This is a genomic window from Ruegeria discodermiae (assembly GCF_030758345.1).
Classification (GTDB): domain Bacteria; phylum Pseudomonadota; class Alphaproteobacteria; order Rhodobacterales; family Rhodobacteraceae; genus Ruegeria_C.
This window is the reverse complement of record NZ_JAVAMO010000020.1, coordinates 12,526-27,329: the sequence shown is the minus strand read 5'-3', so window position 1 is coordinate 27,329 and position 14,804 is coordinate 12,526. Positions and strand designations below refer to the sequence as shown.

Here is a 14,804-nt window from a genome sequence, read left to right as displayed (position 1 = left end):
CTTGGAGGCGCCATGTCTGACCGCCCGAACACGCCCCTGCTGGATCTTGTGAACCGCCCTGCGGATCTCAAGCGGTTCAGCGATACGCAGCTGACGCAGCTTGCTTCCGAGCTTCGGTCCGAGACTATCTCGGCGGTTTCGGTGACCGGCGGGCATCTGGGCGCGGGCCTGGGCGTAGTGGAACTGACCGTGGCCTTGCATGCGGTGTTCGACACGCCGCGCGACAAGATCGTCTGGGATGTGGGCCACCAATGTTACCCGCACAAGATCCTGACCGAACGCCGCGACCGCATCCGCACCCTGCGGATGAAAGACGGCCTGAGCGGGTTCACCAAGCGCAAAGAAAGCCCCTATGACCCGTTTGGCGCGGCGCATAGCTCGACCTCAATCAGCGCGGCGCTGGGCTTTGCCGTGGCCCGTGACCTGGGCGGTGTGACGCCCGAAGGGCTGGGCGACGCTATCGCTGTCATTGGTGACGGGTCGATGTCGGCGGGCATGGCCTTTGAGGCGATGAACAACGCAGGCCATCTGAAAAAGCGCCTGATCGTCATCCTGAACGACAATGAGATGAGCATCGCGCCACCCACCGGTGCGCTCTCCAGCTATCTCTCGCGGCTTTATACCGAAGAGCCGTTTCAGGATCTGAAAGCCGCTGCCAAAGGTGCGGTGTCGCTATTGCCCGAACCCTTCCGCGAGGGGGCGAAGCGCGCCAAGGACATGCTGAAAGGCATGGCCATGGGCGGCACCATGTTCGAAGAGCTGGGCTTTTCCTATCTCGGCCCCATTGATGGCCACGACATGGACCAGTTGCTGCCGGTTTTGCGCATGGTCAAGGCGCGCGCCACCGGGCCGATCCTGATCCATGCGCTGACCAAGAAGGGCAAGGGTTACGCCCCCGCCGAAGCTGCCCGCGATAAGGGTCACGCCACCGCCAAATTCGATGTGATCACCGGCGAGCAGAAAAAAGCGCCCTCGAACGCCCCCAGCTACACCTCGGTCTTTGGCAAGACACTGGTCGAAGAGGCCGGGCGTGATGACAAGATCGTGGCGGTCACCGCCGCGATGCCCGATGGCACCGGGCTGAACCTGTTTGCCGAACGTTTCCCGTCGCGTTGTTTCGATGTGGGCATTGCTGAACAGCACGGCGTGACCTTCTCTGCCGCCTTGGCGGCGGGCGGTATGAAGCCGTTTTGTGCGATGTATTCGACCTTCCTGCAACGTGGCTACGACCAGGTCGTGCATGACGTGGCGATCCAGCGCCTGCCGGTCCGTTTTGCAATCGACCGTGCTGGATTGGTGGGCGCTGATGGCGCGACCCATGCGGGCAGTTTCGACATTGCCTACATGGGCAACCTGCCCGGCATGGTGGTCATGGCCGCCGCTGACGAGGCCGAGCTGATGCATATGGTGGCCACTGCCGCCGCTCATGATGACGGCCCGATCGCCTTCCGCTATCCGCGTGGCGAGGGGGTCGGCGTTGACCTGCCCGAACGCGGCAAGGTGCTGGAAATCGGCAAAGGCCGGATGATCCAGACCGGGTCGCGTGTGGCGCTGCTGTCATTTGGCACCCGCCTGTCAGAGGTCCAGAAATCCGCCGAAGCGCTGGAGGCGCGCGGCATCCGCCCGACAATCGCCGATGCCCGTTTCGCCAAACCGCTGGACCGGGACCTGATCCTTGACCTCGCCGCAGGTCACGAAGCGCTGATCACCATCGAAGAAGGCGCCATTGGAGGCTTTGGCAGTCACGTGGCGCAGCTACTGGCGGAAGAGCGCGTGTTTGACAGCGGCCTCAAATACCGCTCGATGGTGCTGCCCGACATCTTTGTCGACCAGGCGAGCCCAGCGGATATGTACGGCACCGCCGCTATGAACGCCGAACAGATCGAAGCCAAGGTGCTGGATGTTCTGGGCGTCGCGACAATCGGCGAGCAGCGGGCCTAGAACCCACCACCCGCCAGCGCGTTCAGGCCGACCCGGTAATCCGGATAAAGAAGCGTCACGCCCAGTTCCTCCTTGATGCGAGTATTCCGCACGCGCTTGTTCTCGGAGTAGAAACTGCGCGCCATCGGCGTCAGGTCGGCCTCGTCAAAGGACACGGCGGGTGGCAAGGGCAGGCCCTGCAACTCGGCCGCATAGGCGATCACGTCTTGCGGTGGCACCGGTTCATCGTCGCAGACATTGTAGACCGCACCCGGATCGGGTCGCGCCATTGAGGCCTGTAGCACCTGCGAGATATCGTCCACATGGATGCGTGAAAAAACCTGTCCCGGCTTGATGATCCGCCGCAGCCCACCCCGGCGCAGCTTGGAAAACGGCCCGCGCCCAGGGCCGTAAATACCCGCCAGCCGGAAGATGTGCAGCGGCAAATCCGGGATCGCCGCCCATTGCCGCTCTGCCGCCAGCCGCCAGCGGCCCCGCTCTGCGGTGGGGCTGGGTGGCGTGGCTTCATCCACCCAGTCGCCGCCATGATCGCCGTAGACAGCCGTTGTCGACAGGTACCCGACCCAGTTGAACTGCCCGGCGCGCGCAGCGATCTCATTCCCCAGCGCGTTAAGAACAGGATCGCCATCTGCCTTTGGCGCGATCGAGATCAGCAGATGGGTCACGCCATTGAGATCAGGCACATCACCCGGCCAGAGCAGCGGCGTTGCGCCCTGCGCCGCGATCTCGCCCAGCGCCTCTTGCGAGCGGGTTGTCCCGATCATGGTCCAGCGTTGCGGATTCAGGTCCCGCGCCAGCGCGCGCGCGGTATAGCCATGTCCGAAGGAAAATAGTGTCTTTGCCATGGACCCTTGATGATCTGCAGACGTGCGGGATGCAAGTAATTGGCATCTTTTCTTGATTCGAATCCCTCATCCGCCTTTCAATTGGGCATGACACGCAAAACACCCGACCTGCACAGTGCCTACGCCATGGAGACGCCCGACGACTCGCGACGGCTTTATGCGGAATGGGCGGATGAGTATGATCGGGCGTTCGCGTTGAACGAGGATTATCAACTGCATGTCCACACTGCCCGCGCCTTTGTGCACGCGGGCGGCCAGGGGCCAGCCCTGGATGTTGGCGCAGGCACCGGGCTGTGCGGCGAGGTGCTGACCGATTTGGGTGTTGGACCGCTGGACGCCACTGATATCAGCGCCGAGATGCTGGAGCGCGCGATGCGCAAGGACATCTACCGCGACGCGATCGAGGCCGATCTGAACGAAGGCGTCCCGGTGCCGCGCGACAGCTATTCCGGTATCGTCTCATCCGGCACCTTCACCCATGGGCATGTGGGGCCAAGCGCGCTGAACGAGTTGCTGCGCATCGCGCGACCCGGCGCGATGTTTGCCCTGTCGATCAACGCCAAGCATTTTGCGGCCAAAGGCTTTGCCGAGACGCTGGACCGGCTCAAGGCGGACAATCGGATCAAGCATCTGTCTCTGCCCGAGGTTTGCATCTATGGCGATCTTGCGACCGGCGAAAACAAGGACGATGCTGCGTTCATCGCGCTGTTCGAGAAATCCTGATCCTGCGCGTCTCAGGTCCGCCTCAGCGCCCCTTCCAGACCGGGTCACGCTTTTCGGCAAAGGCGCGCGCCCCTTCCATCTGGTCCTCGGAGGCATAAAGCACATCGACACTGCGCAGCTGTCGCTGGGTGATCCGGTTCATCGCGTCCTGAAACTTTGAATCCTCGGCATCACGCACGATTTCCTTGATCGCGGCATAGACCAGCGGTGGGCCACTGGCGAGCAGTCGCGCCAATTCCCAGGCGCGATCCATCAACTGATCGGCGGCAACGATCTCGTTTACCAATCCCCAGCGATGCGCCTCTTCCGCATCGAACCAGCGCCCGGTCAGCAGCAGTTCCATCGCGATGTGATAGGGGATGCGTTTGGGCAATTTCACACTGGCCGCGTCCGCAACGGTGCCTGAGCGAATCTCGGGCAGGGCAAAGCTTGCGTGATCCGCAGCCAGGATCATGTCAGCGCTCAGCGCCAGTTCCAAACCGCCGCCGCAGGCGATACCGTTCACCGCAGCGATCACCGGTTTGTTCATGTCCCGCAGCTCCTGCAACCCGCCAAAACCGCCGACGCCATAATCGCCATCTACCTCGTCGCCATCGGCTGCTGCCTTCAGGTCCCATCCGGGACAGAAAAACTTCTCGCCCCCGCCGGTCAGAATGGCGACACGCAGTTCGGGATCGTCGCGAAAATCGCGAAACACATCACCCATGATGCGGCTGGTGATCAGGTCGATTGCGTTGGCTTTGGGACGGTCCAATGTGACCTCCAGGATCGGCCCGTCGTGGCGGGTCCTGATTGGCGTCTCAGTCATCACTTACTCCTTCTGCCGCAGCAATAAATCCGCCGCCACCGCATCATCCGACGTGCAGATCAGCGGGTTGACCTCGATCTCTTCCAGATCGTCCTTGTGCAGATCGACATAGTCACAAATCGTACGAATTGCCCTTATCAGAGCCTGTTTATCAGCACCCATCTGCCCGCGATAGCCTGCGAGCACGCGCCCGATCCGCAAGCTGTCCAACGCGGTGACAATCATCCCGTCACTTGCGGGCAGCAGCAGCGAAGCTCTGTCCTGCAGCAACTCTGTCAGAATACCCCCGGCGGCAAGGGTCAGGACAATCCCATGCGCCGGATCATGCAGCACGCCCACCAGCAGTTCTGCGACACCTCCGGTGATCATTTCCTCAACCAGAAAACGATCGGCAGGCATGTTGTTTGCGGCCCCCGCAACGGCATCCGGGGTTGCGAGGTTGAGGGCAACGGCACCCGCTTCAGTCTTATGCGCTAGGCCTTCGCCCTTCAGGACAACTGGAAAGCCGATGCGCCCCGCCGCTTGCGCGGCGGCGGCCGCATCCACGCAACGCTCTGACCTCGGCACTCGCAAGCCGTGCTGTGCCAGCCGTTGCTTGGCGTCGGCCTCCGGGATCAAAACCGCGTCGCGCGTAGCGCCGGGCAGCAGGAGGGGGGCAGGCGGTGTCGGGCGCGGACGACTGGCGGCCTCGCACGCGGCGAGCGCCTCGTCCAATCCATGAAACGCGACGATCCCATGCGCTCTAAGGCGTTCGGCAACCTCCTCGGGCATCAGTTCGGGCAGGGTCGCCACCATGGCAATCGGCAGACCGGTCCGGCCCTGCGCGCCAATCACCGCTTCGATGGCACAGTCCCAGTCCCTTGCCGAACAACGATCATCGCGGGGGAAGTCCACGATCAGCAAGGTCATCGCCAGGCTTGGGTCCAGCATTGCAGCAAAGGCCGCCGTCATTGCGGGCACATCGCGCCAGACATAGGTGTGGTAATCCAACGGGTTGGCCAGCGCCACCATTGGCCCCAACGCGGCCCGCAAATCGCTGCGCTGGCGGTCGTTGAGCGACGGGAAGACCAGATCGCGGCCAAGCGCGCTGTCAGCGGCCAGACTGGCCTCGCCACCCGAGCAACTGATGGTCGCGATCGTGTTCGAGGGCAGCCAGCCCGTCACATGCAGCAGCTTCAGCGTTTCCAGAAACGCGGGCAGGCTGTTCAGACGCGGGATGCCCAAACGCGCCAGCAAGGCCTGTGCCCCTGCATCTCCTCCCGCCAGCGAAGCGGTATGAGAGACGGTGGCGGCACGCGCCTGGGCCGATTTGCCAACCTTGAGCGCTACCACCGGCTTGCCCAATTCTTCCGCGCGTGCCGCCATCGCCTCGAACGCGCGCAGATCGCCGAAACCTTCGATATGCAGGCCCAGCGCGGTTACCCGGTCGTCCTGCAGCAAAGCCGTGGCAATCTCGGCCAATCCGGTCTGCGCCTGATTGCCCGCCGTGACCATATAGGCCAGCGGCAACCCGCGTTTCTGCATGGTCAGGTTGATGGCGATGTTCGAACTTTGGGTCAGGATGGCAACGCCCTGCTCAACCGGTTGCATCCCGTGCTGGTCGGGCCAGATCGCCACGCGGTCCAGCGCATTGACGAAACCATAGCAATTCGGCCCGAGGATCGGCATGCCCGCCGCCGCCGCAACCAGCGCCGATTGCAGATCGGAGCCCGACTGATCTTGGGCCATCGCTTCGGTAAAGCCCGAGGCGAAACAGATAGCGCCCCCTGCATCCCCCGCGCTGAGGGTCCGCACGACGTCAATCGTTGCATGGCGATTGACGCCGACAAAGGCTGAATCAATCGGACCGGGGCAGTCCTCGATCCGGCGATAGGAGGGCAGACCTGCGATTTCTTTGCCCGCGGGATGCACGGGAAAGATCGCACCCTCGAACCCGATCTGGCGAGCGGCCTCAATGATCGACGCGCACCACGCGCCGCCGCCGATCACCGCGATCGACGATGGGTTGAGCAAACGTGACAGATCGCGCGCCATTTCGGTCCCTAGCGCCGGTCGAGGTGACCCAGATCGCGCTCTGGCGCAATCCTGTCACGCAGGCGGGATTTCAGCTCGCGGGCATCCGGAAAACCGCCATCGCGCTTGCGCTCCCACAACAGATGGTCATCGACGTGGATTTCGAACACACCGCCCGAGGCATCGGGGATCAGCGTGACCGAGCCCAGATCGCTGCCAAAGGTCGAAAGCAGTTCCTGCGCCATCCAGGAGGCACGCAGCATCCAGTTACAGCCGGTGCAATAGGTGATGCGGATATTTGGTTTGCTCATTATGCCCCCAGAGGCCGCAACAGATCGCGGCTGATAATGTGGCGTTGGATTTCCGAGGTACCGTCCCAGATCCGCTCGACCCGGGCATCGCGCCAGAACCGCTCGATCGGGAAATCATCCATTAGCCCCATGCCACCAAAGATCTGCAAGGTGGTGTCGGTCACCCGCGCCAGCGCCTCGGAGGCATAAAGCTTGGCCGAGGCGATTTCCCGGTTTGAGGGCAGACCCTGATCCAACCGCCAAGCGGCGGCAAGCGTCAGCCAGTCGGCGGCATCGATTTCAGTGATCATGTCGGCGATCTGGAAACTCACGCCCTGGAACTTGCCTATGGGCTGGCCGAACTGCTTGCGCTCAGCGGCGTAGTTCAGCGCATAATCGAAACACCGCCGCGCTCGGCCCACGCTGAAGGCCGCGACCGTCAATCGTGTTGCATAGAGCCACTCATTCATCACCGCAAAGCCACCATCGACCTCGCCCAGAACCTGTGCATCCGGGAGGCGGCAATTGTCGAAATAGAGGATGTAGTTCTTGTAACCCTTGTGGCTGACCGAATTGTAGCCTTCGCGCACCTCGAACCCCGGCGTGCCGCGATCCACGAGGAAGGTCGTGATCCGCTTCTTCGGCCCTTTCGGTGTCTCGTCCACCCCGGTGGCGATGAACACAATGAAGAAATCCGCGTGTTCCGCGCCGGAAATGAAGTGTTTCGAGCCATTGATGATCCAATCCCCGCCATCGCGCTGCGCCTGACATTTCATACCGCGCACATCCGAGCCCGCATCAGGCTCGGTCATCGCCAATGCGTCCATCCGCTCGCCCCGCACCGCGGGCAGCAGGTAGCGGTCGCGCTGTTCATCGTTGCAAGCCATCAGGATGTTCTGGGGACGACCGAAGAAATGCGTCAGCGCCATCGACCCGCGTCCAAGCTCGCGTTCGACCAGCGTGAATTCCAGATGGCTCAAGCCCGCGCCGCCGACTTCTTCGGGGAAGTTGCAGGCATAAAAGCCAAGGTCGATGACCTTTTGCTTGATCGCTTCGCCTAGTTCCTGCGGCACCTGCCCGGTAAGCTCGACCTCGGCCTCATGCGGATAGATCTCGTTTTCCACAAAACTGCGGACGGTCGAGACGATCATCTCCTGTTCGTCACTCAGGCCAAACTGCATAGCGCGCTCCGAAAATCCGTTTCGGGGATAGTCGCGCGTCTTGCGGCCAACATCATGCATAGTTAGACGTCTATCATGCAGGAATGGCAAAAATCATCGACGCGTTGTCAATCTTTCGGCGTTCTGCTGTTTAATGGCTTCTCCAACCATTGCCTAGCCAACAGTATCGAGCCGTTGCGCGCAGCGAACATGCTGTCGGGCAAGACGCTCTATGAATGGCGGTTCCTGTCGCTGGATGCCGGTCCGGTCACCTCGTCCAGCGGGCTGCGCGTCGCGCCGCACGCGCGGTTGAGCGATGAGGGTGGCGATATGCTGATGGTGATGCCGTCTTATGGGTTTCGGAACTATCTGAACTGGCGCATCGGTGCCGCCCTGCGCAGCGCCGCAGGCCGGTTTTCCGTGCTGGCCGGTCTGGACACAGGCAGCTGGCTTATGGCCGAGGCAGGCCTGCTGACCGGCCTCAAAGCCACCATTCACTGGGAAGAACTCACCGGTTTTGCCGAGCGGTTTCCGGAAACCGAGGTGCTGCGCGAGCGCTTCGTGATCGATGACAACCGCATCACCTGTTCCGGCGCGATGGCGGCGTTTGATCTGGTCATGCATCTGATCGGGCGCGATCACGGACAGGCGCTGGCGCTGGAAGTGGCGCAACTGTTCATGACGCGCGACTCGGCGCGCTCTCATGCCAGCAGCGGCACAAGCGCGCCGGTGAACCGGGCGTTGGCCGCGATGCAGGCCAACCTGGAACAGCCCTTGGCGATCCCCAACATCGCCACGCAGGCGCGACTGACGCAGAAAGCACTAGAGGCGCGCATGAAAGCTGAGCTGGGCGCGGGCCCCGCACGAGTCTATCGTCGGATGCGATTGAATCTGGCGCGCAAACTGGTCAGCGAGACCGATCTGCCCGTATCCGAGATTGCCATACGCGCGGGTTATGAGAATGCCAGTGCAATGACACGGGCCTTTGGCGACGAGTTCGGTCAATCACCAAGCGAAATGCGCAAAAAAAGGCTCTAATAAGGGTATTTATCCAAACATCCGTTTCTTGCGGGCGCGGGTCTCGGCGGTGGCCTCGGTCGAGCCATCGTGGAAAGTGCCGAACCAGCGATCCCAGGGCATTTCCTGATTGCCGTAGTTGCACTCGTAATACCGGTGATGCAGTTGATGATAGAACGTGCCCAGCGCCAGCCTGCGTTTGTCCCTGATCAGCAGGTCTTCATAGCCCGTATGGGTCATCGCTGCGCCCGGCCCCTGAAACACGATATGGAAATAGAGGTGGATGGGGTGGCTTGGCACGATCCAGTGGATGCAAAGCGACGATAGATAGAGCAGATGCTCAACCGGATGCATCGAAAATCCCGACCACGGGCCGATATTGACGTTGCGGTGATGCAGGCTGTGGACCCTGCGGTAGAGGAAGGGCTGATGCAGCAGCCGGTGCACCCAGTAGAAATGAAAGGCCGACCAGATCGGCAGCAGGATCAGCCACAGCACGAACCAGATCGGATGTTCGGTAAAACTGATGACAGGCGCATAGCCATTTGCCATCAGCCACATGGTCACGACCTGTAAGCCGGTCAGTTGCAGCACGCCTGATCCGAGCGACCAGAACATATTGTCATGCACCTGATCGTTGAAGTCCCACAGCTTGTTCCTGGTCCCCATGTCGCGACGCTCGAACTTGAGCTTTTTGCCCTGTGCCCTGCGCATGTAGAAATACCAGTGCAGCCCACCCGCGACGGCAAAGATCATCGCGAGGTTCACCAGCCAGACCTGAAAAATCCAGCCAAAGGCAAAGCTGCGCGCGGTCTCGAGCGAAGGATAGAAAAAAGCCCAGAGCGCGATGGCCAGGGCCAGCATCAGCACCCGCTCGCTCAGCGTCAGCCAGTTCTTGACCAGCCAACGCGCCAGAAAGCTCGGATCAGACGGCCAGCGAAAGATCGAGGGGTTTTGCAGCGGCAAGTCGGGATGGTAGTTCCACTCGCGACTCATCTCTTCCTGCTGAGGCGTGCCCGTCATGGTGGTCAACTCGCGTAGGTGGAGCTTTCGCTATCAAGGATGGCTTTGATCTCGCGCAGATGCGCTTCGGCCTGATCGGGATAATCCTCCAGCTCTTTCGCGGTCTTCTCGGCAATCTCGTCGGACAGCACCCGCAGCGTCTGCCCGGTCTGCAGCGCGCGGATATAGGTCTCGGCCGCGCGTTCGAAATAATAGAGCCTGTTAAAGGCGTCCGCTACGTCCCGACCGATTACCAGCACACCGTGATTGCCCATGATCATGACCTGCTTTTTCGGATCGCCAAGCATCGAGGCACAACGTTCGCCCTCGCTCTCAAAAGCCAACCCGCCAAATTCCTCATCCACCACATAGCGGTTGTAGAAGGTCGCCGTGTTCTGATCGATTGGGGGCAAGGTGCTGTCGGCCAGCGAGGCCAGCACGGTGGCAAAGATCGAATGCACATGCATCACGCAGCGCGCATGCGGGCAGTGACGGTGGATCGAGCCATGCAGACCCCAGGCGGTCGGGTCCGGCGCTCCGGGCATCTCCATCGTTTCTGTGTCATTGGCATCCAGCAGCAGCAGGTCCGAGGCGCGGATGCGGTCGAAATGCATCTGGTTAGGGTTCATCAGGAACTGCGTGCCGTCCTCGTTCACCGCAAGGCTGAAATGGTTGGCCACACCTTCATGCATGTCCAGCCGCACGGTCCAGCGGAACGCGGCGGCCAGATCCACACGCCCGGCCCAGTGATCCATGTTTGGTCGCAGATTGGTAACGCTCATGGCAGCTCTCCCTGTGTTGTCAGAAAGCCTGACCGCGGCGCGCAGATTTGACCAACGAAAAAATCGAGCCTATTGCAGTAGTAAAACTTATGGCAGGGTTATGCGATGAAGAACGCCCTCCCTCCGCTCGGCTGGCTGCGCACCTTCGAGGCTGCGGCGCGACATCTGTCTTTTACCGGTGCCGCGCGCGATCTGAACATGACACAAAGTGCGGTCAGCCAGCAGATCAAGTCGCTGGAAGGGTATCTGGGCCAGCCCCTGTTTCACCGCAGACCCCGCGCGCTGGAACTGACTGAGGCGGGGATCACCTATCTGCCGGTGGTGCGCGAAGCGTTTCGCACGCTGCTACAGGGGACCCGCGCGGTGACCGGCGATCAGCGCAACACAGTGCAGGTGCAAAGCAACATCACCTTCGCGGCCAACTGGCTGGCGCCGCGCCTGCCCCGATTTCAGACCCGGCACCCCGATATCCGGCTGACCATCTCGACTGAGCTGTGGGAGCCTCGCGAGATGGCCGAGGGGGCCTCGGTCGAAATCCGCTATTCCCTGCGCCCCGCCGATACCGTGCGCACCGAGTTGCTGCGCACTGATCACTACTACCCTGTCTGCGCGCCGGGTTATCAGGTGACGCTGGGCACGCTGGCCGATCAGCCGCTCTATGATTGCTCGAACCTTTTGTCGAACTGGGCAAACTGGGCTGAGGCGTGCGGCCTTCATTGGCCCGACCCGCCCATCACCTATTCCACCACCTATCTGGTCAGCTTGTCGGTTGCCATGGCGGGCGGCGGCCTGTGCCTGGCCCATGACACGATTGCCCGGCACCTGATCGAAGACGGCCGCCTTGTTGCCCCTTTTGGACATCGCGAAGCGATGCCAGAGGCCTACTACCTGCTGCTCTCACCCCAAGCCGAGCAGACACCGGGTGCGGTTGCCTTTGCCGACTGGCTCCGTAACGAAATAATCGAAGATGGGGCAACCCAGACCTGAGCACCGCCGCAGGCTGGCGTAGAACCATTTTGGATGCATTACATGGCGTTGAATCTGGAAATTACGAACACCCAATTCCTTCTCACGCGTACAAAAAAGAACGCAGAGAGAACACATAACAACTTGAAATGATTCCAAAACCGAGTCACGATCTTGTTTGAGGCCCATCGGCACCTACTACATCTGCTCTACTGAGCAGAGGAAGGAGGTGATCGCATGAGCAAGTGCAAGACCGTGAAACGGACTGTACGACCGGGCAAGAAACCGGGACCCAAAACGGTTCCAGTGAAGCCACATCGACGCTCTAAGCCCAAGAAGGGCTGCTAGGTTGGCGCTTAGCTAAGAAACGCCGATGGGCCTCATCTTATTGAGTCAGAACTTATTCAGTTTATCAAGCTATTTCGGCCGACTCGGAACCCAGGCATATCCGTTCTCACACAGGATATAGGCCTCGCGCAGCCCATGCGGTTTGTCGGTGGCTTGTTGCAGAACCATCGCGCCCAGCACCTCGGCACGTGCGGCGGCCGCATCGGGGTCGGTGTCATATAGGCGGATTTCCACACCCGCACCGCGTGGCGGCGACTCGGGCAAAAGCCCCAGAAGCGGGTTGGAATGGTAGGTGCCATCACTATGCAGCTGAAACACCTGATCCCCGTAGGTGACGATGGCAAAATCGGCCGTCATCTGATGGGCCGTCATGTTAAAAACAGCCTCTAAAAAGGCGCATTCGGCCTTTACGTCACGCACCAGCAGGTTCAACCCAATGCCGCGCAACGCACGCCCGAACCCATCCGCATCTATCTTGTCATAGTCCATGGGCACAGCTTCCGTACGCTACACCTGCTGGTCAAGCACGATCTGATGCGGTGAAACTTTGATGACGCGGCCCGTGCGGGGTTGCGTAGCTGCGGGCTTTGAGAAAGTGTAAGCCATGAAGACCCACCTTGCCGCCCCTTCTTGTGTCCGAGCGATAGATGCACCTGGGCACGCCGCCTCTGCCGCGTCGGTGGGGAAGCAGCCCTTGGCAGGCGCGTCAAAGACCCCCTGAAAGCGACCAGATGACAAGAACAATAACACCGGACGCCCCGGAGCCCGAAGAATTCACCGACCCCGCCGCCGCCGTTCAGCGGCTGGAAGAGCTCTATGATCAGGCAACGGGGTTCCTCTGTGACCGCTTTGCCGAAGTGATGCGCCATGGCGCTACGGGTATGCATCACCGCGCCTTCTACCCCGAAATCCGGATCAAAACCCGCAGCTACGCGCAAGTCGACAGTCGGCTCAGCTATGGCCATGTCTCGCACCCCGGAATGCATGCGACGACGATCACCCGGCCCGACCTGTTCCGCTCTTACCTGACGCAACAGATCGGGTTGCTGATCCGCAACCACGGGCAACCTGTGACAATCGGCTGCTCGGACACGCCAATGCCGGTACATTTTGCCGTGGCCAACCGCTCTGACATGATGGTGCCGCAGGAAGGCGCGGCGGGGTTTACCCTGCGCGACGTGTTCGATGTGCCCGATCTGGCAACCACCAATGATGATATCGTCAACGGCACCTATACCGCACCGGATGACACCGGACCTCTGGCGCTGTTCACCGCGCAGCGGGTCGATTATTCACTGGCGCGGCTGTCCCATTACACCGCAACCAATCCCGAGCATTTCCAGAACCATGTTCTGTTCACCAACTACCAGTTCTACGTGTCCGAATTCGAGACCTATGCAAGGGCCCAGCTTGCCGATCCCGATAGCGGCTATACCAGTTTCGTCAGCACCGGGAATGTCGAGATCACGCAGGCAGACGCTCCGCTGGAGCAGGTGCTGAAACTGCCGCAAATGCCGACCTATCACCTGAAACGCCCTGACGGGGCGGGCATCACGCTGGTCAATATCGGCGTCGGACCATCCAACGCCAAAACCGCCACCGATCACATCGCCGTGCTGCGTCCGCATGCCTGGCTGATGGTCGGCCATTGTGCGGGGCTGCGCAACACGCAGGCATTGGGGGATTTCGTGCTGGCCCATGGGTATCTGCGTGAGGATCACGTGCTGGATGACGACCTGCCGGTCTGGATGCCGATCCCCGCCCTGGCCGAGATTCAGATCGCGCTGGAACAGGCGGTGGAGCAGATTACCCAACTGGAAGGCTATGACCTGAAACGCATCATGCGCACCGGCACTGTGGCCACCATCGACAACCGCAACTGGGAACTGCGCGATCAGTCCGGCCCGGTGCATCGGTTGAGCCAGTCACGTGCCATCGCGCTGGATATGGAAAGCGCCACCATAGCTGCAAACGGCTACCGCTTCCGGGTGCCCTATGGCACGCTGCTCTGTGTCTCCGACAAGCCGCTGCATGGCGAGTTGAAGCTGCCCGGCATGGCGTCAGAGTTCTATACGACCCAGGTTCAGCGCCATCTTGCGATCGGAATCCGAGCCATGGAAATGCTGCGCGGGATGCCGCTAGAGCGTTTACACAGCCGGAAATTGCGCTCATTTGACGAAACGGCCTTTCTGTGATGCAAAAAAACCCCAGAAATCGCCTATTTTTATGGTTTTCCACGCTACTATTCGTTGTGTTGTCCTACTAGATGCCGTTATTGTTACGCAGTGAGGCCCAAGCGTTCGGGCACTGTAAGGAGACCAAGAAATGGCAAAGCCTATGACCAAAACCCAGCTCGTCACAGCACTTGCTGAAGAAATGGGTACTGACAAGAAATCCGCCGGCGCCGCGCTGGAGGCTATCACCGGCCTGATCACCCGCGAAGTGTCGGGCGGTGGCGCCGTGACCCTGCCGGGCGTTGGCAAAATCTACTGCCGCGAACGCCCCGAGCGTCAGGTCCGCAACCCGGCCACCGGTGAGACCTTCACCAAGGAAGCCGACAAGGTTGTCAAAATGACCATCGCAAAAGCGCTGAAAGACAGCGTGAACGGCTGATATCCGACAGCACGTGCTATCGAGGGCTGCCATCCGGCGGCCCTTTTTCTTTGGAGTGGCTAGAGACTAATCCCCAGCAAAACAGCCTGTCCGCCGTTGTTTGCGGGGAGCGTTCATCCGACGAGCAGATTTTAATGGTAGCAAGTTTGCCCATCGTCAGGGGCTTTGGGACAGATGCGTTCCGTTCGCCATCGGTTCGAGCCCCGGGGACAGCCCGGTCAATGAGACCCTGAGCGTGACCCGGCCAACGGTGACTTTCGTAATCAGCAGCGCAATACCGTCCTCGCTGGAATCAA

14 protein-coding genes are annotated in these 14,804 nt (G+C 61.0%); 6 read left to right on the top strand and 8 right to left on the bottom strand.

The features are described 5' to 3' along the window. The first annotated feature begins 12 nt into the window (after nt 1–12). Nucleotides 13–1,941, top strand: a complete 1,929-nt coding sequence (dxs, locus tag Q5Y75_RS24925; RefSeq protein ID WP_306202633.1) for a 1-deoxy-D-xylulose-5-phosphate synthase — start codon at nt 13–15, stop codon at nt 1,939–1,941. On the opposite strand, the gene Q5Y75_RS24920 is transcribed toward dxs, so the two are convergent. Further along, nucleotides 1,938–2,786, bottom strand: coding sequence for an SDR family oxidoreductase (locus Q5Y75_RS24920; protein ID WP_306202631.1), 849 nt, complete (start codon nt 2,784–2,786; stop codon nt 1,938–1,940). The genes dxs and Q5Y75_RS24920 overlap by 4 nt on opposite strands. Before the next feature lie 87 nt (nt 2,787–2,873). Here Q5Y75_RS24920 and Q5Y75_RS24915 point away from each other — a divergent pair, with 87 nt between their 5' ends. After that, the gene (locus tag Q5Y75_RS24915; protein ID WP_306202629.1) at nt 2,874–3,509 is read left to right on the top strand and encodes a class I SAM-dependent DNA methyltransferase; all 636 of its coding nucleotides are present in this window, start codon (nt 2,874–2,876) and stop codon (nt 3,507–3,509) included. A gap of 22 nt (nt 3,510–3,531) precedes the next feature. Here Q5Y75_RS24915 and Q5Y75_RS24910 read toward each other — a convergent pair whose 3' ends face one another. From Q5Y75_RS24910 to Q5Y75_RS24895, 4 genes are read right to left on the bottom strand one after another with little or no spacing between them, the layout of a single operon-like run. Further along, nucleotides 3,532–4,317, bottom strand: a complete 786-nt coding sequence (locus Q5Y75_RS24910; protein WP_306202626.1) for a carnitinyl-CoA dehydratase — start codon at nt 4,315–4,317, stop codon at nt 3,532–3,534. Nucleotides 4,318–4,320: 3 nt separating this feature from the next. Beyond that, complete coding sequence (locus Q5Y75_RS24905; protein ID WP_306202624.1) at nt 4,321–6,351, bottom strand: acetate--CoA ligase family protein; 2,031 nt, start codon at nt 6,349–6,351, stop codon at nt 4,321–4,323. 8 nt (nt 6,352–6,359) lie between these two features. Next, nucleotides 6,360–6,641, bottom strand: a complete 282-nt coding sequence (locus tag Q5Y75_RS24900; protein ID WP_306202622.1) for an Rdx family protein — start codon at nt 6,639–6,641, stop codon at nt 6,360–6,362. Then, complete coding sequence (locus tag Q5Y75_RS24895; protein WP_306202621.1) at nt 6,641–7,801, bottom strand: acyl-CoA dehydrogenase family protein; 1,161 nt, start codon at nt 7,799–7,801, stop codon at nt 6,641–6,643. Before Q5Y75_RS24895 ends, Q5Y75_RS24900 begins: the two co-directional genes overlap by 1 nt. Before the next feature lie 174 nt (nt 7,802–7,975). Between Q5Y75_RS24895 and Q5Y75_RS24890 the strand changes: the two genes are divergently transcribed. Beyond that, nucleotides 7,976–8,818: a GlxA family transcriptional regulator gene (locus Q5Y75_RS24890; protein WP_306202619.1), complete on the top strand. Its 843-nt coding sequence runs from the start codon at nt 7,976–7,978 to the stop codon at nt 8,816–8,818. 9 nt (nt 8,819–8,827) lie between these two features. On the opposite strand, the gene Q5Y75_RS24885 is transcribed toward Q5Y75_RS24890, so the two are convergent. Together Q5Y75_RS24885 and Q5Y75_RS24880 are read right to left on the bottom strand one after the other, a co-directional pair. Continuing rightward, the gene (locus Q5Y75_RS24885) at nt 8,828–9,820 is read right to left on the bottom strand and encodes a sterol desaturase family protein (protein ID WP_306202617.1); all 993 of its coding nucleotides are present in this window, start codon (nt 9,818–9,820) and stop codon (nt 8,828–8,830) included. Between the two features lie 5 nt (nt 9,821–9,825). Further along, nucleotides 9,826–10,581 (bottom strand): class II aldolase and adducin N-terminal domain-containing protein, encoded by a 756-nt coding sequence (locus Q5Y75_RS24880; protein ID WP_306202615.1) that lies wholly within the window; start codon nt 10,579–10,581, stop codon nt 9,826–9,828. 105 nt (nt 10,582–10,686) lie between these two features. Between Q5Y75_RS24880 and Q5Y75_RS24875 the strand changes: the two genes are divergently transcribed. Beyond that, nucleotides 10,687–11,568, top strand: a complete 882-nt coding sequence (locus Q5Y75_RS24875) for a LysR substrate-binding domain-containing protein (protein WP_306202613.1) — start codon at nt 10,687–10,689, stop codon at nt 11,566–11,568. Nucleotides 11,569–11,964: 396 nt separating this feature from the next. Here Q5Y75_RS24875 and Q5Y75_RS24870 read toward each other — a convergent pair whose 3' ends face one another. After that, on the bottom strand, nt 11,965–12,384 hold the full coding sequence (locus Q5Y75_RS24870; protein WP_306202611.1) for a VOC family protein: 420 nt from the start codon (nt 12,382–12,384) through the stop codon (nt 11,965–11,967). A gap of 242 nt (nt 12,385–12,626) precedes the next feature. Here Q5Y75_RS24870 and Q5Y75_RS24865 point away from each other — a divergent pair, with 242 nt between their 5' ends. Together Q5Y75_RS24865 and Q5Y75_RS24860 are read left to right on the top strand one after the other, a co-directional pair. Then, on the top strand, nt 12,627–14,090 hold the full coding sequence (locus Q5Y75_RS24865) for an AMP nucleosidase (protein WP_306202609.1): 1,464 nt from the start codon (nt 12,627–12,629) through the stop codon (nt 14,088–14,090). A 130-nt stretch (nt 14,091–14,220) separates the two neighbouring features. Then, entirely contained in the window at nt 14,221–14,508 is a 288-nt protein-coding gene (locus Q5Y75_RS24860; protein ID WP_249708941.1) for an HU family DNA-binding protein, read from the top strand. The last annotated feature ends 296 nt before the right edge of the window (nt 14,509–14,804 follow it).